The 21,433-nt window shown below is 31.1% G+C and carries 21 protein-coding genes and 2 pseudogenes; 9 read left to right on the plus strand and 14 right to left on the minus strand.

The genetic code is table 11. The features are described from left to right. Positions 1 to 101: 101 nt before the first annotated feature. Positions 102 to 1,238, minus strand: coding sequence for a response regulator (locus tag AC0L5U_RS02725; RefSeq protein WP_473416154.1), 1,137 nt, complete (start codon positions 1,236 to 1,238; stop codon positions 102 to 104). A gap of 571 nt (positions 1,239 to 1,809) precedes the next feature. On the opposite strand from AC0L5U_RS02725, the gene AC0L5U_RS02730 reads away from it, so the two are divergent. The 3 genes from AC0L5U_RS02730 (at position 1,810) to AC0L5U_RS02740 (ending at position 4,697) form a co-directional block, all read left to right on the plus strand. Beyond that, positions 1,810 to 2,088 carry an STAS domain-containing protein gene (locus AC0L5U_RS02730; protein WP_473414550.1) on the plus strand — a complete coding sequence of 93 codons (279 nt, stop codon included), beginning with the start codon at positions 1,810 to 1,812 and terminating at the stop codon, positions 2,086 to 2,088. A 35-nt stretch (positions 2,089 to 2,123) separates the two neighbouring features. Next, a complete protein-coding gene (locus tag AC0L5U_RS02735; protein ID WP_473414551.1) occupies positions 2,124 to 3,374 on the plus strand; it encodes an oligosaccharide flippase family protein in 1,251 nt (416 codons plus the stop codon). Positions 3,375 to 3,494: 120 nt separating this feature from the next. After that, the gene (locus AC0L5U_RS02740) at positions 3,495 to 4,697 is read left to right on the plus strand and encodes a glycosyltransferase (protein ID WP_473414552.1); all 1,203 of its coding nucleotides are present in this window, start codon (positions 3,495 to 3,497) and stop codon (positions 4,695 to 4,697) included. A gap of 2 nt (positions 4,698 to 4,699) precedes the next feature. Here the strand turns inward: AC0L5U_RS02740 and AC0L5U_RS02745 are convergent, their stop codons facing one another. Genes AC0L5U_RS02745 through AC0L5U_RS02755 form a run of 3 tightly spaced genes read right to left on the minus strand, consistent with a single transcriptional unit; the run spans position 4,700 to position 10,505 of the window. Further along, positions 4,700 to 6,217: a glycoside hydrolase family 2 TIM barrel-domain containing protein gene (locus AC0L5U_RS02745; protein WP_473414553.1), complete on the minus strand. Its 1,518-nt coding sequence runs from the start codon at positions 6,215 to 6,217 to the stop codon at positions 4,700 to 4,702. Next, positions 6,214 to 7,416 (minus strand): hypothetical protein, encoded by a 1,203-nt coding sequence (locus AC0L5U_RS02750; RefSeq protein ID WP_473414554.1) that lies wholly within the window; start codon positions 7,414 to 7,416, stop codon positions 6,214 to 6,216. The genes AC0L5U_RS02745 and AC0L5U_RS02750 overlap by 4 nt, the downstream gene beginning before the upstream one ends. Further along, positions 7,416 to 10,505: a hypothetical protein gene (locus AC0L5U_RS02755; RefSeq protein ID WP_473414555.1), complete on the minus strand. Its 3,090-nt coding sequence runs from the start codon at positions 10,503 to 10,505 to the stop codon at positions 7,416 to 7,418. The genes AC0L5U_RS02750 and AC0L5U_RS02755 overlap by 1 nt, the downstream gene beginning before the upstream one ends. Before the next feature lie 221 nt (positions 10,506 to 10,726). Here AC0L5U_RS02755 and AC0L5U_RS02760 point away from each other — a divergent pair, with 221 nt between their 5' ends. From AC0L5U_RS02760 to AC0L5U_RS02775, 4 genes are all read left to right on the plus strand, one after another. After that, on the plus strand, positions 10,727 to 11,059 hold the full coding sequence (locus tag AC0L5U_RS02760) for a response regulator (protein ID WP_473416155.1): 333 nt from the start codon (positions 10,727 to 10,729) through the stop codon (positions 11,057 to 11,059). Positions 11,060 to 11,083: 24 nt separating this feature from the next. Further along, on the plus strand, positions 11,084 to 12,244 hold the full coding sequence (locus AC0L5U_RS02765) for a response regulator (RefSeq protein ID WP_473414556.1): 1,161 nt from the start codon (positions 11,084 to 11,086) through the stop codon (positions 12,242 to 12,244). Between the two features lie 41 nt (positions 12,245 to 12,285). Beyond that, a complete protein-coding gene (locus AC0L5U_RS02770) occupies positions 12,286 to 12,681 on the plus strand; it encodes a glycosyltransferase (protein WP_473414557.1) in 396 nt (131 codons plus the stop codon). 109 nt (positions 12,682 to 12,790) lie between these two features. Then, positions 12,791 to 13,759, plus strand: a complete 969-nt coding sequence (locus tag AC0L5U_RS02775) for a type I phosphomannose isomerase catalytic subunit (protein WP_473414558.1) — start codon at positions 12,791 to 12,793, stop codon at positions 13,757 to 13,759. A gap of 30 nt (positions 13,760 to 13,789) precedes the next feature. On the opposite strand, the gene moaA is transcribed toward AC0L5U_RS02775, so the two are convergent. From moaA to AC0L5U_RS02825, 10 genes and pseudogenes are all read right to left on the minus strand, one after another. Then, positions 13,790 to 14,797 carry a GTP 3',8-cyclase MoaA gene (gene moaA / locus AC0L5U_RS02780; RefSeq protein WP_473414559.1) on the minus strand — a complete coding sequence of 336 codons (1,008 nt, stop codon included), beginning with the start codon at positions 14,795 to 14,797 and terminating at the stop codon, positions 13,790 to 13,792. 78 nt (positions 14,798 to 14,875) lie between these two features. Further along, complete coding sequence (moaCB, locus tag AC0L5U_RS02785) at positions 14,876 to 15,814, minus strand: bifunctional molybdenum cofactor biosynthesis protein MoaC/MoaB (RefSeq protein WP_473416156.1); 939 nt, start codon at positions 15,812 to 15,814, stop codon at positions 14,876 to 14,878. Beyond that, positions 15,811 to 16,176, minus strand: a complete 366-nt coding sequence (locus tag AC0L5U_RS02790; protein ID WP_473414560.1) for a four helix bundle protein — start codon at positions 16,174 to 16,176, stop codon at positions 15,811 to 15,813. Before AC0L5U_RS02790 ends, moaCB begins: the two co-directional genes overlap by 4 nt. Before the next feature lie 49 nt (positions 16,177 to 16,225). Further along, positions 16,226 to 16,653, minus strand: a pseudogene (locus AC0L5U_RS02795) (molybdenum cofactor biosynthesis protein MoaE). 20 nt (positions 16,654 to 16,673) lie between these two features. After that, on the minus strand, positions 16,674 to 17,795 hold the full coding sequence (gene moeB, locus AC0L5U_RS02800) for a molybdopterin-synthase adenylyltransferase MoeB (RefSeq protein ID WP_473414561.1): 1,122 nt from the start codon (positions 17,793 to 17,795) through the stop codon (positions 16,674 to 16,676). Positions 17,796 to 17,800: 5 nt separating this feature from the next. Further along, a complete protein-coding gene (locus AC0L5U_RS02805; protein ID WP_473414562.1) occupies positions 17,801 to 18,034 on the minus strand; it encodes a MoaD/ThiS family protein in 234 nt (77 codons plus the stop codon). Then, positions 18,018 to 18,602 (minus strand): molybdenum cofactor guanylyltransferase, encoded by a 585-nt coding sequence (mobA, locus tag AC0L5U_RS02810; RefSeq protein ID WP_473414563.1) that lies wholly within the window; start codon positions 18,600 to 18,602, stop codon positions 18,018 to 18,020. The genes AC0L5U_RS02805 and mobA overlap by 17 nt, the downstream gene beginning before the upstream one ends. Position 18,603: 1 nt before the next feature. Next, positions 18,604 to 19,344, minus strand: coding sequence for a sulfite exporter TauE/SafE family protein (locus tag AC0L5U_RS02815; RefSeq protein ID WP_473414564.1), 741 nt, complete (start codon positions 19,342 to 19,344; stop codon positions 18,604 to 18,606). Further along, a complete protein-coding gene (locus tag AC0L5U_RS02820; protein ID WP_473414565.1) occupies positions 19,296 to 19,682 on the minus strand; it encodes a winged helix-turn-helix domain-containing protein in 387 nt (128 codons plus the stop codon). Before AC0L5U_RS02820 ends, AC0L5U_RS02815 begins: the two co-directional genes overlap by 49 nt. A gap of 9 nt (positions 19,683 to 19,691) precedes the next feature. Beyond that, complete coding sequence (locus AC0L5U_RS02825) at positions 19,692 to 20,870, minus strand: molybdopterin molybdotransferase MoeA (protein ID WP_473414566.1); 1,179 nt, start codon at positions 20,868 to 20,870, stop codon at positions 19,692 to 19,694. A gap of 197 nt (positions 20,871 to 21,067) precedes the next feature. On the opposite strand from AC0L5U_RS02825, the gene AC0L5U_RS02830 reads away from it, so the two are divergent. Both AC0L5U_RS02830 and AC0L5U_RS02835 read left to right on the plus strand, forming a co-directional pair. Then, positions 21,068 to 21,298 (plus strand): hypothetical protein, encoded by a 231-nt coding sequence (locus AC0L5U_RS02830; RefSeq protein ID WP_473414567.1) that lies wholly within the window; start codon positions 21,068 to 21,070, stop codon positions 21,296 to 21,298. A 50-nt stretch (positions 21,299 to 21,348) separates the two neighbouring features. Then, positions 21,349 to 21,429 (plus strand): annotated as a pseudogene (locus AC0L5U_RS02835) (Crp/Fnr family transcriptional regulator); the annotation flags it as partial. Between the last annotated feature and the right edge of the window lie 4 nt (positions 21,430 to 21,433).

Consider the following 21,433-nt stretch of genomic DNA (forward strand, 5'->3'; position numbering starts at 1 on the left):
TTATTACAAGTGCAATTTAGTCAATAGTATTGAATCATTAAGCCACAGTAGCTGTTTACTAAACTAAACAAAAAGCCCATTGGTCTTTAAAAATTTAATTATTATCTGTAATGTATTGCTATTTGCCCAAGTTGCCCAACAATTTGAACCGAGTCTTTCATAGATAATTTAGATCCATCTGCATGAATCCATCGTTTAAGGGGTTGTTCGCAGATATACGAAATCGCTTTTTCTTTTCCGTAATGTTTACGCATCCTCATAAATATTTCTACATCAAAAATCCAACGCGTAATAAACTTATCTTTAAACATATGTTTAGCAATATCTTTATCCATGATTTTTGCACCGCATTGTGTATCATTAAATGACATTCCTAAAATAGTTCTAATAATAAGGTTTATAGTTTTGCTGATTATGGCACGGGCGGACTCTTTAGCAATATTGGCACCCATTCTAGTCATTCTAGAGCCACTCACAATTTTAAAGTCTGAAGTTTCAATGGTTTTTACTAAATCATCAAAATCTCTAAAATCTGTAGATAAATCGGCGTCTAAATAGCCTAAATAATCCAATTGAGGATCTTCAGCTAAGTGTAAAATGCCTTGCCTTACAGCTTCAGCTTTTCCACCGTTTTTTTCACAATCATAAACACTAATGTTAGTTTCTCTTCCTTTTCGTAAGTTGTTTAATACATCTAATGTATTATCCTTACTGCCATCATTTACAAAGCATAAATGGTAGCCTAAGTTACTGTCAATAAAATCTAGAAATTCTTTACTTGATAGTCTTTCCTCTTCGTTATAACAAGGTATAACAACCCCAACGCAACGCTTTTGAAGCATTTGGTCTTTTTTATTATTACTTTGTGACTTTATTGTTTTTAATCCGAAAATTTTATTAATTCTAACCGTTACTTCATTTAGAGAAACAGGTTTTTTCATATAATCATCAATACCTAAATCAAAACCATCAATAATAGTATCTTCATTGGTGTTTCCTGAAAGTACTAAAATTTTGGTATCAGACTTTTTTTCAATTCTAATCGTTTTTACAACCTCTAGACCAGACATACCATCCATATTAATATCTACAATCACTATGTCTGGTTTATATGAATCAAACATTTTTATTCCTTCTTCACCAGAGTTAGCACATTTAATATCAAATCCTAAATCGGTTAAGTGTTTTTCTAATGATAACAATATTAATTGTTGATCATCTATAGCTAGAATTTTAATCATGATTATTGGTTTTTTTTGGTTGTTTCTTTATTTAAAATATAGGTTTTAAATAGATATTATGTGGTAAATATAATATATTTATGAAAGAAATGTAGTATAAATATTATTTATTTATCGATAAAATGTTATATTTGTTCGATATTATGTTAATTTTTATACGATTTTACAGTAGTTAAAAGGATGTTGAATTTGATGAATTAGGTTGCGTAAGAATGCTGGTTGCTTAATAGTTATATAAATACAATAATGTTAAAAAGCTATAAATAAACAAAACCAAGTGCTGTTCTATTTAATTTATGATTCATGAAATTTGGTGATAAAAAGATAGCTGTTGTATTAAGCTTAGTGTTGCCATTAATGGCAAGCTTAAAAAGATATCAAATTTTGCAAAAAGTATTTAAGAAGATTAGTTGCTAGTAGCAATTATAGCCTTTTAATCATTAAACAACCTAATTGATTCATTCGTCTAAAGCAAGATGCAACTGAACGAAATTTAAAAACCCTCCATAGATTATTAAGAGATATTTGTATCAGAATCAAAAAATATATTAATAATAAAATAAACATTATGGCACTTACAATCAAAGAAAACAATGGAGCATTTTTATTAGAAGGCATTATTAATACTACAACGGTTAAACAGTTTAAAAACCATTTAGAGTTTCTAATTCTTTACACAAATGGACTTACAATTAATATTGATGGTGTAAGTTATATTGATGCTAACGGTATGAAAGCATTAAGAGATTTATATACTACAGCGATTATAAGTAATAAAGACTTTGTTATTGTTGGTAATGGAAGCAAAGAGATATTTCAAGATTTTGAAACTAATATTGCAGCCTAAAAAGATAAAATTTCAAATCTAAAAAACTGAAGTACATGCAACTTATAGCTACTTTAAAATCTAAAAAAATTACGCCAGAGCAATTATTTATGTTAAGTGTTCTTGTTGTAAACGGTGGGAATTATTTATACAATTTAGTTCTTGGGAGACTATTAGGACCAGCGCAATTTGCAGATGCGGCAGTACTTATTACATTTTTATTAGTATTGAGTTTTGCAGCTATGACGTTTCAGTTAGTTACCGCAAAATTCTCTGTACTTTTTGAAAACGAAGTGTTTAAAAGTTTCATTTCTAAAGTTTATAAAAATGCACTTTTGGTTGGCGTTTTAATGGGAATACTCATTATAATGTTTGCAAACCAATTGCAAAACCTATTTAATACATCATCATCAAATATGTTTATTGTTTTTGGTTGTGGTGTACCGCTATATTTTTTAATGAGTGTAAATAGAGGTGTTTATCAAGGTAAAAAAGCTTTTAAAGCATTATCTATAACGTATCAAGGCGAAATGTTAAGCAGATTGGTAATTACCCTTGGACTTATTTTAATTTTCGATATCCAATCGTCAGTTGTTATTGCGGTTGGTATTCTAGCATCATTTGTATTTGGGTTGATTCCTTTTAAATTCCCAAGTATCATTCCAAGAAAAGCATTGGTATTAAGTAAAACACATTCAAAAGAAATAAAAAGTTTCTTTATAATAACTGCATTTTATGAGCTCACACAAATCATAATAAATAATAGTGATATTCTTTTAGTAAAGCATTATTTCGAGTCTTACGAGGCTGGTTTATATGCGTCTTTAGCCTTAATTGGTCGCATTGTTTACTTCATTGCTTGGATGTTTGTTATGTTGTTGCTGCCAACTGTAGTTCAACTTAAAAAAGATGGTAAAGAAACAGCACCAACACTTTTTAAGTATGTGGGTTATATAGCAGCTATTTCAATAAGTATTATTGTGGTTTGTTTAAGTTTTCCAGAAACGATTATCACGCTGCTTTTTGGAGATAGTTACATAGCCATGGCGCCTTTGTTGTGGAAATATGCTGTTGCTACCTCAATGTTTGCTATCTCTAATATTTTTGCATATTACTACTTGTCTTTAGATAAATATGTTCCCGTAGTAATTTCAGGGCTATTTGGAATGCTTCAAATGGGATTAGTTATTTTTTATCATGATAGCTTAGAACAAGTGGTGCACATGCAAATTATAGCTATGTTATTATTATTGTGCATTCAATTATCCTTTTTTAAATACAATCAATTAAAATCTAAAACAGCTTAATCTAAAGAGAATTACCATTCGTCTACACTAAAGGTCATCCGGTCTACAAGTGACTGATTTTAGATGAATAAAACCCCAAATTTGTAGAATAATTAATAAATAACATTAAAAACGAAACTTATGAAATTAGCAATCGTAACAGCATATCCACCAAGTAAAGTAACTTTAAATGAATATGCATACCATTTGGTAAAACACTTTAGACAAAAAGAAGATGTTACAGAATTGGTATTATTAACAGATACTACTGAAGGTAAAAAAGATGTTGAATTTACAGAGGCAGGTTGTAAAATAACGATAAAAGAGTGTTGGACATTTAATAGCTATGCAAACATTTTAAATGTAACTAAAGCTATAAACCAAGTTAAACCAGATGCTGTTTTATTTAATTTACAGTTTATGAAATTTGGAGATAAAAAAGTGGCTGCTGCCTTAGGTTTAATGTTGCCATTAGTTTGTAAGCTAAAAAAGATTCCAAATATTGTGTTATTACATAATATTCTTGAAGAAGTTGATTTGGGAAGTGCAGGGTTTACAAGTAATAAATTGATGCAAAAAATTTACGGATTTATAGGTTCAAGTTTAACGCGATTAATTCTTCAAGCAGATACTGTTGCTGTTACGATGCAAAAGTATGTTGATATTTTGGAAGAAAAATATAATGCAACAAACGTAAAGTTAATTCCGCATGGTACGTTTGAAATTCCTGAAGAACCAGATTATAAAGTTTCAACTTCTCCTATGCAAATTATGACTTTTGGAAAGTTTGGAACGTATAAAAAAGTTGAGGGTATGATTGAGGCCGTTGAAAAAGTAAGACAATCTACAGGATTAAATTTAGAAGTTGTAATTGCTGGAACCGATAATCCAAACGTACCAGGTTATTTAGCTAAAGTACAGGAAGATTACAAGCATGTGCCACAATTGCGTTTTACTGGTTATGTAGAAGAACATGAAGTTCCAACTTTATTTAATGAAAGTGCTGTAGTTGTATTTCCATATACATCAACAACAGGAAGCTCAGGCGTACTTCACCAAGCTGGAAGTTATGGTAAAGCGGTAGTAATGCCAGATTTAGGAGATTTAGCGTTGTTAGTACAAGATGAAGGGTATAGAGGGGAGTTTTTCGAGCCAACATCAGTAGAAAGTTTAGCGACTGCTATTGAAAACATAGTGACAAACGAAACTTATAGAACGGCATTAGGTAAAGCCAATTATAAAGCGGCTACGGCACACCCGATGTCAAAAATTGCAGATATGTATTTAGAGTCCTTTGAAACTATTATTTCAAAGAAAACAAAATCTAGTGTAGCAGTTGTGTAAAACTATTTTTTGGAAATATATTTAAAAGCGGGCTTAGTCTCTCCATTTTGGTCAATAAATCCAAAATGTTCTTGGGCCTGTTTTCGCCAAGGGAGTCGTCCAACGACTTCTTTTGGTATTTCAGTAAAGTCGTAAAGTGTCCAAGACATAAAATTGATATCGTTTTCACTAAAAATACCTTGTGCTTTTTTATGATAGTCACTTTGATCGTCTTCATTATTCCCAAAAGGATTCCAAAATCCTTTGTAAGACGACAGCCCGAATTCTGTAATAGCTATAGTTTTATTAGTAACTTCAGATTTTAAATGCTTGTATGTAGCTTCTAAATCATCTAAATCTTCGTAATAATGAAAACTAATAAAGTCTAGTTTATCTTTTAGAATTGTAGCACTTTCTGCATTAGACCAACCAATGGTTACGGGATGTTTTGGGTCTGTAGATTTTACTAAATCAATCATGTTATCAAGCCATGCGATTACTAAATCTTTATGTCTTGATTCAAAATCTAAATTAGGTTCGTTTTTAATATCCCAAGCCAAAAGAGCGGAATGATCTTTTAATGCAGATACTATTGTTTCAGCGTGATGTTGATTCAACGTCCAATTTAAAACTGTGTAGTCGCCATAAAAATCAAATAATGTGGCTACTACTTTTAACTTTTCAGCTTCAGCTAAATTTAAAACAGTTTTTAGTTTCGTTAGTTTTTCAGGTTTCACATTGGCTTTTCCAAAATCTTCATAAGGAATAAATATTCTGATACTGTTTAAGCCTGCTTCTTTTATGATTTTAAAATCTTTAGTAATAATAGCAGCATCAAACTTATCGCCATACATGTCCCAGGGAGAAGCTTGAGGATAATAGTTAATACCTTTTACTTTTGAAACTTCAGTACTGGCATGAGCAAATTTATTTTTATAATCTTTGCTTTTTTCCTTTATCATGTGTCGGATACGCCAAAAGCCATCTTCTAAAAGAAAAATAAGTTTATAAGTAGACTGCTCTTTGGTTTCTAGTTGGAGCGTGTCATTTTCAAAAACACGTTTAAATTCAATAACATTTTTATCTGTAACAACAGCTAATTGGCCATCTTCACTAAAAAAATCAAGCGAAAGATGATGCTCTAAAGTAGTGCCCTCAATAGCAATATGATTTAATTTATTTTGAGCTACAAAGGCAGTTATGTTTTTTCTAGCATTTTCAGTATAATAATCTTCAATACCTGCTAGTGTATTCGTTTTATAGGCCACATGTTTTACATACCAAGCATCTAAATAATCATTTTGAAGTGCATTTAGAGTTTGTGCATCCATAGGTCTGCCTTCATTATTTAAAGGCGCCCATTCCAGTTTTGGTAAGTATTGGTCTATCTTTTTAATTTCGGTATGCAGCATAGTACTTCGGTCGGCTCCCGTGTTTAAATAGCTGTATAAACTGCCAATGCCAAATAGTACCAAAGCAATAATAGCGATGTAAGACAGCACTAAAACACTACGCAATATGTTTTTATTTATACCTGTCATAGCTTTACATTCGGATATGTTTTCTGTACACCAGCGGTTTCAATTTTAAGCGTATAGTTTTCACTAGGGAAGTTGTTGGTATCTAATTTGAATGTGGCATAGCCTTCAAAAGAACTTTTAGTAAGTGTATTTAATTTTATCTCATTTTGAAAAACTGAAAGCGATACTTCTAAGCCATCAGGCACCATTTGATTCATGAAACTTTTTAAAGGCCCTATAGTTACCGTTCTATAATCTTCTGAAAATAGCACGTTAAAATCTGAGATGATCGTTTTGTATGCTAACTCAATGGGTTTACTTTCTGCCATACCTTCTACAAAGGCTTTAACTGTCCATTGGTCTTCATGATCTGGATGAATCATTTTTGCAACAGCAATCCCTTTTATAGTTGTGCTAGAAGTTTTTAAAATATGGTTTGAACGGTTTGTGATAAAAAAATCAATATAAGTGCCATCACTCACTAAATTCCCGAATTGATCTTTAATTATTGACGTAGAAAATGTGGTAATTTGATTGCCATCTGCATAGTCATGATTTCTACTATGCGAAATATTAAAATCTGTTGGTATAGCGGGAAGTACATTAACCGTATATTCTTTTGAATTGAATCCCAAACATTCTGAAGACACTAAAATTCGACCTGTTTTGGTTTCTGAATAGATGTTTTTATAAGCAATTCTGTTTTTCATAAGAACGACCTCTTCATTTTGATTGTCTAAAAACTGATGTTTAACGGTAACCTTGGTGCTATCAGCTAAAGGGTTATCTAAATAATCTGTGGGGATAACAACAAGCATGGAGTAATCTGTTCCGCCAGCTTGAATACTTGGTGGTCCTAAATATGTTTCTAGAGCTACTGCCTTTTGTTTGGATATAATTGTAAATGCCCCAGAAAGCGAATTATTTGCTAACAATTTCCAATTAACAACTCCTGTTTTATTACTTATAGATTGTGGGATTTGATAATTTAGAATTCCTGAATCTTTTTCGGGCTTAATTATAGTAGAGCCATAACTGTTACTTACATACAAACTTGGTGTCTCGTTATCAGTATTAGAAAACTTTAAGCTAATAGATTGACCAGCTTCAAATTGAGTGGTTTTAGTAATCAATTCTATAGCTCCATTGTTTGCATAGGAAGGCATTGATAGTAAAACCATCCATCCATAAAAAAGTAAATATGTATATTTCAATGTCATTAATTAGGGTTTCCTATATAGGTGTTTATTTCAATTTTAATAAAACTATAGTTTTTATTTTCTATGGGTTGCAAAACGGTGTGTGTTTGATTTTCAATTCTGTTTGGAACAACTTTGTTAGAAATAGATACATTAGGTAACCCGTTTACAAAACAGTTTTTCATATCCTCGTTTATAACCTGAATCGTGTCATTTTTAAGAATGGGATAATCAAACGATTGTTGACGCTGCTGCCTGATACCTTCTGCAATAAATTGATGATCTACCCAAAGCATATTTTTATGTTGATCATAATACGTAAATAACAATTGCGGAATGGTAACTTCTGCTAATCCAGAATTAAACAGTTTACCAGTAATCTGTTCTTCAGAAATATCTAAATCACTTATTGAGGTTCCTTTGTATAAATCTGATCCTGAAACATTTCCTGCTACTTGTAAGTTGAATTTTGTGGGTTGTTCTTCAAATTCAACAGGTGTAAATTCATCTGGATTAAAAGTTTTTGGAATAGAATCTTGTGTTCTTGACCATGCAATGCCTTCAAAATTAATTTTAAAAGAACTTACTTCTTTAGGCATCAGTTTATGCTTTACGTGATATTTAGCATTATAAGTTGCTAGTTGTTTATTGTCATCATTATATAAGGTACCTTTTAATACTACATCGGCAGGAACATTATCTATATTTTGAACTTCTCCAATTAGTGCATAACTACCATTATGTTTCACCAGTTTTGCTGATAAGATTTCTAAAACAGGTTGTTTTAAAACATCTTCGTGGTGGGTTTGTTCTGTAGTAATGCGTCGTCGTCCTTGGTTAAAATATTTGGTAACATTATCTGAGTATAACTGGTCTGGTGGTAAATCTAAATCAATATCCTCTGGGTTTACATACCATTTCCCTTTCAGTTTTACTAAAGTTTTATAATCGGTTTTATTAATTTTTTCTAAAGGTGTAATCCACTTAGTATTCACTTTTACAGTTGCTAAACTATCGGTTTTTGAAGTTACTATAGTTTCAATAGCATCTAGTTTAGCATAAGAACTCAATAATCCATCAGTAACCGAAATCTCTAACATATACTGTGCAATAGGTAAATTACTTTCTGGGTTTATAAGACTGTGAGCTGTTTCAAATTCTTTAAAATCTAATGCGTCATAATACGCTAGCAATGCATTTTCTGGAGAATGATGCGCATCATTTTTAATGTAGAATAGGTGTACACCATAAAATACTATAATTGCTAGAATAATAGACCAAACATGGGTAATTCTAAGCAATCCTCTTGAGAACTTAGTATAATTATTCTGAAATTTTAAAAATTCAGGAATAGCTTTTGCTTTAGTCTTTAACGTATTTATCCAAAGCATTTGAATGTTTAATATAAATGCAATAAGAACTGTTAAAAAAGGCATAATGCCCCAAAGTATTTTCAGCCATTTTGCAACATCTTCTTTAGGTAAAATAGAGGATACAGGAGGTACATTTAATTTTTCCCAAACTTGAATTCCGTTTTCTAGTTGACGAAGTCGTTGCCAACCACAGAAATATAAAATTGGGTCGTAAAATTTATCATTAGAGAATATATATTTGAAATTATATTTTTCAGGTGTGGTTAAAAATTGCTGTAATGAACCAATACCTTCAACACCTTTAAATTTTGAGTTCTCTAAACGCTCAATAGGTCGGGTGGTTAATTCTGGTAAGCGTCTTGCAGAATGGTAATTACCATCAACACTCATGGCGTTGGTTTGTGCAGATAACCAAGCCATTTGGTCTCCAAAACCTAAAGTCATATACCGCCAATTATCATGCTGATCTTGATTCAGGAAATTAATAATAGGCAACATTTTTATTTGCTGAGGTTGAGAGGGTCTAAAATAACTGAGACTCATTGTAAAAATGGTCATGAATAAAAAGAGACCTGCAAGTATGCCTCCAATTAATCGGTGGTAAATAGCACCAAATTTATCTTGAATTAGTTGTTTTAAATCGCCTTCAACAAATCGATATACAAACTCCCCAAAAAGTGGTAAAGACATGATAGATGCCCAAAGTGTAAAACGGTCTAGAGTAAGAATGTTAAAAGCTGTTTCTCCTAAAAATAACCGTGGAATAACCGTGGTGCCTCCAGTTCCTAAAACGGTAAGAATTGTTATTGAGAGTCCAAAAAACAAGTAACGCCTACTGTAATATCTATAGAATATGTATGGCAATAAAATGAGTAAAATACCCCATGGAATTAAAAAGAACACCAAGCCAGATGATGTAATCTCTAAAAAATTGTCTCTAGATCCATGTGGAATGGGAACTTGAGTTATTGGATTGTTCTTAGAATTTATCCAATAAGGAAGAATACAACCAACTATAATAACTAAGGATAGCATTCCAAAACTTATAATACGTTTAAAAAGTTTAAAAAAGCTATTAATAAATACCTTGAATGTAATGGCTTTAACCGAATCCACTTGTTCTCTTGATACATCCATAATAACCATACCTATTAATGGGAAAATGAAGAATATCATTCCAAATATTGGCGTAACATGATGAGAAGTAACCGTAACAGATATTAGAGAAAGTGATGTAAATAGGTATTTATAACGCCCTGTTTTTAGCCATAAATAGATTTCGGGTAACGCATGCATTAAAACAGAAATTCCAATAATACTTGGCAATTGACCAAATATATGCAAGGTTTCTACAAAAGACGATGAGAAAACAGCCAAAATGGAAGCATACCCAGCAACAGTTCTATTTGATGTTATAAGTAGCGAAAAACGATAAACACCAGTAATAAAAAGCACAATGCTTATTAAGGCTACAGTAAACATACCAAACTTCAGTCCGCCTATTAATGAAAGTGCTGCAATAGACTGATGTACTAAAGGCGGGTAACTCATTACAGTAAAACCCGTGTACCATTTATAATTCCAAGGCTCAAACCAGCTATTGGCATAATGATCAGCAAAAAACAAATGGATTAAAGCATCGTAGGTAGTCTCTAAGGTAAAGAAAATAGAAGTGCCATGAAATGCTATTCCTATTAGTAAGGCAACTATTAAGTATTTATTTGAGGTTTCTTTCATTAATTTTTTGAACGGTAATCGCTACATGGTAAAGATAAATAATTTAATTACTGCTTGTAATTTTATTTATCTACACAAATCTACCATTCATCTACACATACCTATACCTTAAGCTAAATATTAATTTTTAAAGTCACTTCAAATGTAAATTTGTCCTGTAATTAAAAACAAAAACACCTTAAAATGAAAATATTAGCCATAGACGATCAACAATTAGTTTTATTGCCTTTACAAAAAAATTAGAAGACTTAGGTTATAAAGTTAAGACAAGTACTGATGCTAATGAAAGTATAGGTATATACGATAGATTTAAACCAGATTTAGTAGTTGTAGATATTAACATGCCAGATATGTCTGGTATAGAATTTATCAAGTATATAAGAATAAATAAAAGTTCATCCACTCCTATAATAGTCTTATCAGGTAACAATAGTAGTGATATTATTGCTGAAGCCTTCAAATTTGGAATTAATGATTACATAAAAAAACCAATGGATTTAAATAATATCTGCGAACGTATTAAAAGATTAAATATTTTTTTCCAAACATATTAATTAAACATTTTAAAAACTGAAATCATGAAAATATTAGCCATAGACGATCAACAATTAGTTTTATTACCATTACAAAAAAGGTTAGAGGAATTAGGTTATGATGTAAAAATCGAAACAGATTCTAATGAAGGTATTTCTCTTTACAATTCATTTAATCCAGATTTAGTAATTGTAGATATAAATATGCCAGGTGTTTCTGGTTTAGATATTGTAAAGTATATCAGAAATTCTAAAAATGCAGACACACCAATAATGGTTTTATCTGGTAACACTCAAGATGATATTATTACAACTGGTTTTGAATTAGGTATTAATGATTATATGAAAAAGCCATTAAGCCTAAATGAAATTTGTGCACGTGTTAAGCGATTAATTGGAGCTCCAGAAACTCAAAACGCTAATGCTAAAACGAATGTTATGATTCAAGAACGTTGTGTTGGTGTTGTAATTCCATGTTATAACGAAGAGGAACGTTTATTAAGTACAGAATTTACAGATTATATAGATAAGAACTCTGGTTACCATTTATGTTTTGTAAACGATGGAAGTAAAGACAGAACTTTAGAAGTTTTAAAAGAACTACAAAAAGGGAGAGAAGACTTTATAACAGTTTATGATTGTGATAAAAATGGAGGTAAAGCAGAAGCTGTTCGTTTAGGAATGTTGCACATGGCTAAAAAAGAAGATTTAGATTATATAGGATTTTTAGATGCCGATTTATCTACAGATTTAGCAGATTTTGACGACTTAGTTAAAACAATTGAGCATTCAGAATTTAAAATTGTAAGTGGTTCTCGAATTGCAAGAATGGGAGCAAATATTACTAAAGAGTCAGCTAGAAAAATCATCAGTTTAACTATTAATTTCATAATAAGAAAGATTTTAAAAATGGATTTTAAAGACACGCAATGTGGTGCTAAAATTTTCCATAAAGATGTTATTAACATTGCGTTTAGTGAAAAATTTGTTACACAATGGATATTTGATGTTGAAATTTTTAAGAGAATGAGCCAGCATTTTGGATTAGATAAAGCAAAATCTATGCTATGTGAGCAGCCATTAAAAAGATGGATTCATGCTGATGGTTCTAAGCTTTCAATGAAAGACTCTGTTAAAATAGTTGGGCAGTTAGGACAAATTGTTTGGGTATATAGAGGAAAAAAGCAAACTCTAAAACTATTGTAGCTAATGCATTAAAAGTAGCTTAATACAATAATTAATAAGAAATGAAAATAGGAGTCATTATAATATTTCATAATAATGAAAATGATATTGATACTGAGTTTTTTATTGAATATCTAAATCAAGTAAATAACTTAGAGCTATGTTTAGTAAATAATGCCAGTAGAGATAATACTTTTCAATTACTCAAAGAAATAAAAGCATATTGTTCAACAACCGTTTCTTTAGTAGATATAAAGAAGTTTAAATCAGATATTTCTGCAGTAAGATCAGGTGCTAGATTTATGTTTAATCAATTTGATTTGAATCACATAGGGTATATAAATACCAATGAAATTAGTAATAAGCCATATACACTTAGTGGTTTAATTAAGGCAATGAGTAAAAACCAGAATATTATTTTAGAATATAATATTAGTGTAATAGAAAAAAGGAAATAAAACAAACTTTGTTTCAAAGTGTATTTTCAATAATCGAGTACTTAGAAAAATTAAAAATTAATAATCAGCTTGTTAATTATAAATTAAATTAACAATAACATATATAGTTATGAAAGTATATCCAATAAAATTCAACCCAATTTTAAAAGAAAAAATTTGGGGAGGAAATAAATTAAAAACTGTTTTAAATAAAGAAACTCATAAAGATGATGTTGGAGAAAGTTGGGAAATCTCAGATGTAGAAGGCAATGTTTCAGTTGTTAAAAATGGTGTTTATAAAGGAAGTAGTTTAAAAGAATTGATTAAAACACATAAGTCAGATTTTTTAGGGACTCATAATTTCGAAAATTTTGGTTATAATTTCCCTTTACTTATTAAGTTTCTAGATGCTAAAACAGATTTATCTGTTCAGGTGCATCCTGATAATGAAATGGCAAAAAAATATCATGATTCATTTGGTAAAACAGAAATGTGGTACATTATGGATAGCGATAAAAATGCTGATATTGTTTTAGGTTTAAAAGATGAAACTACTAACCCAGAGGTTTTAAATCATATTACTTCTGAAAATGTTGATGAAATTTTTAACAGAGAACAAGTTGCCAAAGGCGATAGTTTTTTTATACCTGCAGGAAAAATTCATGCTATTGGCGCAGGTGTTCTAGCAGCAGAGATCCAGCAAACATCTGATATTACATATCGCGTTTACGATTGGGATAGAAAAGATGCTAATGGACAAAAAAGAGAACTACATACCAAACTAGCAGAACAAGCTACGAAACAATTTGATTCAAACGGAAAATCTGATTATACAATAGAAAAAGACAGTTGTTCTAATTTAGCTAATTGCGAATACTTTACAACTAATATTTTAAATTTTACTAAACGTCAAGAAAAAAACTATAGTAATTTAGACTCATTTATTATTTATATGTGTGTTGAAGGTAAAGTAGACGTAGAAACTGGGGAACATATAGAAACTTTAAAAACTGGCGAAACTATTATTTTGCCTGCGAATACAGATCAAGTAGTATTTAATACTAGTAATGCTAAATTATTAGAAGTATATATAAATTAATGATGATACAATACAAGAGCTTAATTAGTTTTACCCTCCAATAGTAATCATACTTCGATTATTAGAATGTAATTTAGGCTCTTGTAATTTTTCCAAAGTATCCATACCACCACGAACTTTAAATTTGGCTTGTACTGCTTTTTGAATAATTGGCTCAACGGATTCTCCTGCTCTAAGTGTAGTCAATAAATCAGATTCTCCAGAAGAAAACAAACAGTTTTTAAGTTGCCCATTAGCTGTTAAACGCAATCTATTACATGAATCACAAAACGGATTTGTGACCGAACTGATAATAGCAAAACTACCTTTGTAACCTTTTATTTTGTAATTTTTTGCGGTATCGTTTGGAGCATCTTGTAAACGCTCTACTTTATCTTCCGCGAAAGCGTTATTTACATAAGTCATCACTTCAGCATAAGATACCATTTTACTCATATCCCATTTATTACCATCAAAAGGCATAAATTCAATAAAGCGAACTGAGATTGGTAAATCTTTAGTGAATTTAATAAAGTCTATAATTTCATTATCATTAAAACCTTTCATTAATACAGCATTCACTTTAACCGTAAATCCTTCTTTGACTAGTAATAAAATATTGTCGTAAACTTTTTGAAATTCATGACGTCGTGTAATATGTTTAAATTTTGAAGCATCCAATGAGTCTAAACTCACATTAATTTTATTGACATCATTAGCTTTAAGTACATCAATAAACTTATCAATAATCACAGCGTTTGAAGTAATAGATAATTCAACAGGAAGCGTTGCTAATTTTTCTAAAATTACAGGAATATCTTTTCTAATTAAAGGTTCTCCACCAGTTAATCGGATTTTGGTAACACCATGATCTACAAAAGTTTTAGCGATTTCATAAATTTCCTCATAGGTCATTAAATGACTCTTAGGAGACAGTTTTACACCTTCTTCGGGCATGCAATAGGTGCAACGTAAATTACAACGCTCTATTAAGGAAATCCTTAAATAGGCATGATCTCTACCATGTGAATCTTGTAATATGTTTTTATTGTCGCTCATATCTTCGCTCTGTTTAATTGTTGAATCGTTGAAATGTGTAATCGCTTAAACAATTTAACAATTCCACGAATAAACATTTTAGTCATGTCTAGCACCTTTTAAAATTCTAAAACTATGTAATACTGCCGGAAATATAGCGTCCATAGATTCCTTTGCTCCATTCGTTGAACCTGGTAAGGCCAAAACTAAAGTATCTCCAATGGTTCCAGCAACACTTCTGGAAAGCATCGCAAAAGGCATACGTTCTTGTCCATAACTTCTAATGGCTTCTTCAATACCAGGAATACGTCTATCTAACAGAGGCAGTAAAGCTTCTGGAGTAACATCTCTTCCTGATAACCCTGTGCCACCAGTATAAATGACCATATCGATGCCTTGTTCCTGATAAGTTCTTGCTTTTTGCTGAATATCTTCAGTTTCATCAGGTATTATAACATATTCAGAGATTTTTACATCGCAATTTTCAAGTTTGTTAATTATGGCTTTTCCGGCTTTATCTTCTTTATGACCAGCAGAAATAGTATCGCTACACACCACAACGGCTGCGTTTAAGTCTTTTCTGAAGGTGTCTTTGAAATCAGATTTTCCACCTTTCTTCTTCAAAAGTTTAATAGCGTGTATTTCAATGCCTTTATCAATAGGTTTGAGCATATCATACATATTTAAAGCTACAACACTAGCACCATGCATCGCTTCAACTTCAACCCCTGTTTTGTAAATGGTTTTTACTGTGAACAATACGGTAATTTCTAAACCATCAACTTTATATTCAATCCCTGTAAATTCAATAGGTAAGGGGTGGCAATCTGGCAAAATATCTGGCGTGCGTTTTACACCTAATAACCCTGCCGCTTTACTCATAGCGAATACATTGCCTTTAGGAACGGTATCGTTTTCAATGGCAGTAATCGTTTCTTGTTTACTGACCTTTACGACTGCTTGGGCTACGGCAGTTCTTAGTGTGGTGTTCTTATTTGTAATGTCTACCATATTATGTTGATGTGTTGAATTGTTTATTTGTTTAATTGTGATTTGCGCAATGCATTGAGCTTATTGGAAATTTTTTCAATTTCTGTTCTTAAGCTTATATATTCATTTTTGTTTACAAAGTGTAATTCTCTAGCAATAATAATTTGATTTAGTACTTCCATTAATGAGCTAAATGCCATAGTTGAAAAATGAGCTTTGTCTTTATTTGTATTTCTTGAAGTACCTTCTGCTAAATTCGAAGCTACAGAAATTGAAGCTCGTCTTAACTGATTAGTTAACCCAAATTTTTCTTCACTAGGAAATTCTTTAGTTATCAGATATATCTGTTTAACTAATTCTTTGGAATCAACCCAAACATTCAATTTTTCAAATGAAAACGTATATGCCATGTTTTACTTTTTTACAATTAAACGATTTAACAAATCAACAATTAAACATTTAGGAGTTTACTTTCCATTGGTGACTTTCATCCTCAAAAATCTCTTTTCCAAAAACAGGAACATCTGCTTTTATAGCTTCAACAATATATTCTAAAGCTTCAAATACTACTTTTCTTCTAGGGAAGACACAAACACAAAAAGACAAATTTCCCCTGCTTTTACGGTACCTAAACTGTGGTAAATATGCATACATGTTAAATCAAATTTTTCAAAAGCTGATTCTCGTATCTCATGGAATTTTTGATTTGCCATATCTTCATAAGCTGTATATTCAATAGCGGAAACTGTTTTACCATCAATCTCATCTGCACGAACTTGCCCCAAGAAAATATTATGGGCACCGATACTTGTTTTTGTTTGATGTTTATAAATAGAATTCCCTATAAACTCTGAAGTTATCGCTCCTTCTTTGAAAACGCTTTTCATTGGTTTTTTATCTTTCATAATTATATTTTTTCATTTCCGCGAAGGCGGAAATCTTCTGTATTCACCTTACTGTGTTCTTTTAAATAATTGTTTATTTCTGAAGTACCTTGCGGTATACTAAAACAATTATTAATATTTAATCCTTGCAATACTTTTACAGCATGTTTACTGCGCATTCCCGATTTACAAAAAAGAGCTTTCTTTTTTGATAAATCAATTTTATGTAAACTAGTTTCTAATTCACTTAAAGGAATGAAGGTAACGTTTAAATGGTCTACTTTGGGTTGTTCGTGTATCTCTCTAACATCAATAAACTGAACGTTTTTTTCTGAAATCACCTCGGATATTGAAACTTCTATGACTTCGATTTCACAGCCTATATTGATTTGTTTGTTCTCAAAGCTATCTTGCTCATCTAAAACAGATTGAATACTAGTTTCGTTTCTGTTTATTTTTAAAGTTGACGTTTGGGATGTCAAAGCATTATAGCAAAGCAATTTCCCTGAAAGTACATTACCAATACCTAAAATGATTTTTAAAACTTCGTTGGCTTGCATACTACCAATTATTCCAGGAAGCACTCCTAAAACACCAATATCAGAGCAATTAGGAATAGTATCTTTTTGTGGTGGGTTAGGGAATAGGCATCGGTAACTTGGTCCATTTTTATAATTGAAAACCGAAACTTGACCTTCAAACTTATAAATGGCTCCAAAAACTAGTGGTTTGTTGGCGATGATACAAGCGTCATTTACCAAATACCGTGTTTCAAAATTATCAGAACCATCAACAATAATATCATATTGATGAAATAAAGCTATCGCATTTTGATAGGTGAGTGGTTCTGGGTAAGCAGTAATCAAAATATCATTATTTAAATCTTGTAAGCGTTCTTTAGCTGCAATGGCTTTATTTTTTCCTAAAGACGAAGTTCCAAAGAGCACTTGACGTTGTAAATTGGATAATTCAATAACATCAAAATCTATAACACCAATAGTTCCAACACCAGCAGCGGTAAGGTATTGCAACACAGGGCATCCTAAACCACCAGCACCAATAACCAAAACTTTGGCATTAGAAATTTTATCCTGACCTTCTTGTCCAATTTCTGATAAAATGATATGTCTGTTGTATCTACTCATAATAATCAACCACCAGCAAAAGGTGGTAATAACGCAATTTCTGCTCCTGTTAGTTCAGTTTCTAAACTTACTAATTCTTGATTCTGCGCTATTTGAAAATCTTTATCATTTAAAGTGTCATATTTAGAATGTAACACATTTAAAAGCGCTGATATATTACCTTCAGAAACTTCTAATTGTTCCTCTTCTTTTTGAGTCACTTCTGCTATTTGACCAAAATATTTAATCGTTATAAGCATCTTCAATTTGTTTTAATTCTTCTTTTGTATTCACGTTTAATGTTGCATTTTGAAAGGATTCATCTAAAACAACATTTTTATAGTTACAGGCTTTTATGGCAATTCTCAATCTTCTTTCATCTTGTTTTAAAAAGTTTTTGAACCTGTCTTTTACACATCGTTTGTATAATGCAATTAAAGGCATTGTTTTGCCATTACTTTCAGCTTGTATGATTTCTGATTGATTGTCAATAGCGTTAATCAATTTTTGTAATACTTCTGAAGTTATCAATGGAATGTCACAGCTTAAAACTAAATTAAGCTCAGTTTTAGAGGCTTCTAGTCCAGAATAAATCCCTGAAACAGGTCCTGCATCTTTAATATCATCAGTAATACGTTGTAATCCAAAAAAATCATAATCTGGGTTATCAGAAACGATTATAATTTCTGAAACTAAAGGCTTTAAAGCATCCATGCTATATTGTACAAAAAGTTTGTTGTTCAACATTAAAAAACCCTTGTCCGTTCCCATTCTTGAGCTTTTTCCTCCAGCCAAAATGATACCTGTTATGTTTGTTTTGTTTATCATTTTATGTAAACATAAGTTTAGCACAAGCTATAATTAGTACAAAGGCTAAAATATATCTCAATTTCTGATTGTTGATTTTTTTACTGCCATAATAACCACCTAAAACACCACCAATAAGTGCAATAGCAACTAATAGAAACGATTCTTTTTCTAAAGTAACACCAACGCTAAATTGTCCTAGTAATGCCGAAGCAGAATTCACCCATATAAAAAGCGCTGAAACAGCTGCTGCTTCCTTCATTTTCCCCCAATGAAATAATAGAATGAGTGGTGTTAATATGATGCCACCTCCAATTCCTATGAGTCCAGAGAAGAACCCTATAACAGCACCAACAATTAATCCTTGCCAAAGTTTTATGTCTTTAATTTTATCACTTTCTTTCCCAAAAACATTCAACATTTTTAGGATGGCAAATATTAATAAGATTGCTAGTATTTTTTTATATAAAGATGCATCAATATCAAATCGACCACCAATTAAAGAGAATGGGATTGAAGTTATTGCAAATGCTAAAAATAATTTTTTATTAAAAAAACCTTCTTTATAGTAGTAGTAAAACGAAATGCCTGCTACAAAAATATTAAGTAGTAGGGCAGTAGGCTTCATACTTTCTGGTGCAAATGAAAATAACGCCATAAGCGCTAAATAGCCGCTAGCACCACCATGACCCACACTAGAGTATAAAAACGATACTATTGGCAGTATGAGTAAAAAGATATATATGTTTTCGGTTTGAAGCATTTATATCCTTTCAATTTTTTTAGTTCATTATCCAAAAAATTCCAACAATTTTTATTAATCTCATCAAAGACTTTAACTAAAGATTTCCCGTATTCTGTTAATTCAGCACCACCACCGCCTTTACCTCCAATACTATTTATAGTAACAGGTTTTTTTGCCGATTTGTTTACAGAATCCAATAGTTGCCACGCTTTCTTATAAGATATATTCAACGATTTTGCAGCTTTAGAAAGTGAACCTGTTTCTTGAATGGCTTTTAATAAATGTACACGACCTTCTCCTAAAAGCACATTGTTTTCAGATTCAATCCAAATTCTACTTTTTATCTTATATCCCATAGTTATATTTTAATTTGGTAATAAAATAACTTCAATAGTATCACTAGGTTCAATAGTGTTCACATCTTCAGGTGCAAAAACCAAAGCGTTAGACAATGCAAATGTTTGTAACATGGATGAATTCTGTCCATCTAAAATTTCAACTTGACCATCTTTGTATATGCCTTTTAAAAATTGGGGTCTGTCGCCTTTCTTTTGGAAACTATTTATGGTTTTAGCTTTTGCTCTTGGTAATTCAGTTACATTACGATTCATTAGTTGTTGCAATGCTATATACACATATATATAAAAACAAGATAGAGCAGCAGCAGGATTTCCTGGTAAAGCAAATATTTGAGTATCTACTTTTTTACCATAAAACAATGGTTTACCTGGTTTCTGCTTCACTCTATAAAACAGTTCTTCAACTTGTAATTCTTTTAAAGCTTTTCCAACAAAATCATAATCACCAACAGAGATTCCTCCAGTAATTAAAACCAAATCATTGTTGCTAATAGCTGAGTTAAGAGTTTCAACTGTTTTATTATAATCATCTTCAACTTTATAAAGCGTCACATCATAATACTTCAAATTATAAAGTGCACTCAAAAGCATTTTAGAATTACTTTCGTAAATTTTTCCATAGGTTAAATCTTTACCAGCCTCAACCAATTCATTACCTGTGGTAACAATTGCAATATTTGGTTTTTTAAATACAGAAACTTCAGTAATGCCTAAAGAAATTAAATACCCAATAGCAGCGGGAGTTAGTTTAGTACCTTTTTTTAAAGCAATGTCACCAGTTTTAACCTGTTCCCCTAAAGGACGTATATTATGTTGTAAAGGGATTTGTTGCTCAATAGTAATAGTATTATCATTAACGATAACTTTCTCCTGCATCATCACAGCATTTGCTGAATCTGGAACAGGAGCGCCTGTAAATATTCTAATAGATTCTCCTTTTTTTAACTTGGGTTGATAACCATCTCCAGCTTTTACTTCTCCAATTAACTTATAAGATAAACTATCATGCAAATTTAAAGCATACCCATCCATTGCAGATTGTCTAAAAGGAGGCATATTAATAGAAGAGAGGATATCTTTAAATATCTCATAACCACCAGCTTTTTCAACCTTTTTAATAGTAGATTCTAATAAAGGCTTGCCGTTTGCTTTTACAATAGAAATGGCTTCAGAAATAGAAATCATAAATTATTTTCGTTATGTCTCAGCAAATATAACGATTTGATTTTGTTATTTTTTTGCTCTGCTATAAATTTTAAAATTTATGAAAATCACACATTTTTTATACCGCAATAATCCGAATATCAAATTTCAACTTCTAAATTTTACTAAACTGCTAAAAATTATTAATAATTATAAAAACTAAGTAGTATTACTTACTTTTGATTAAAATAACTAGAATTATGCCTGTGGCTGTTCCAAATACATATTCTAAACACAAATCTACAACAGATATGTCCTGTGCATCTTGTCTTAATGAGAGATGTATTATTAGGAATAATTTACAAGTACTTTTGGATACTGAATTTGTAGATCAAAAAAGCACGCTTCGATGTAAAAAAGGACAGCAATTTATTATGGAAGGCGCTCCTGTTAATGGTCTTTTTTTATAAAAAGCGGTACAGTAAAAGTCTTTAGGACAGGTATTAATGGACGCGAGCAAATTGTTCGTTTTGCTAAAGAAGGCGAAATTATTGGGCATCGTGGTTTTGGTACAGAAGAGTATTATTCTATAGGTGCTATAGCAT

The sequence above is a fragment of the Jejuia sp. G7-7 genome, from assembly GCF_055808955.1.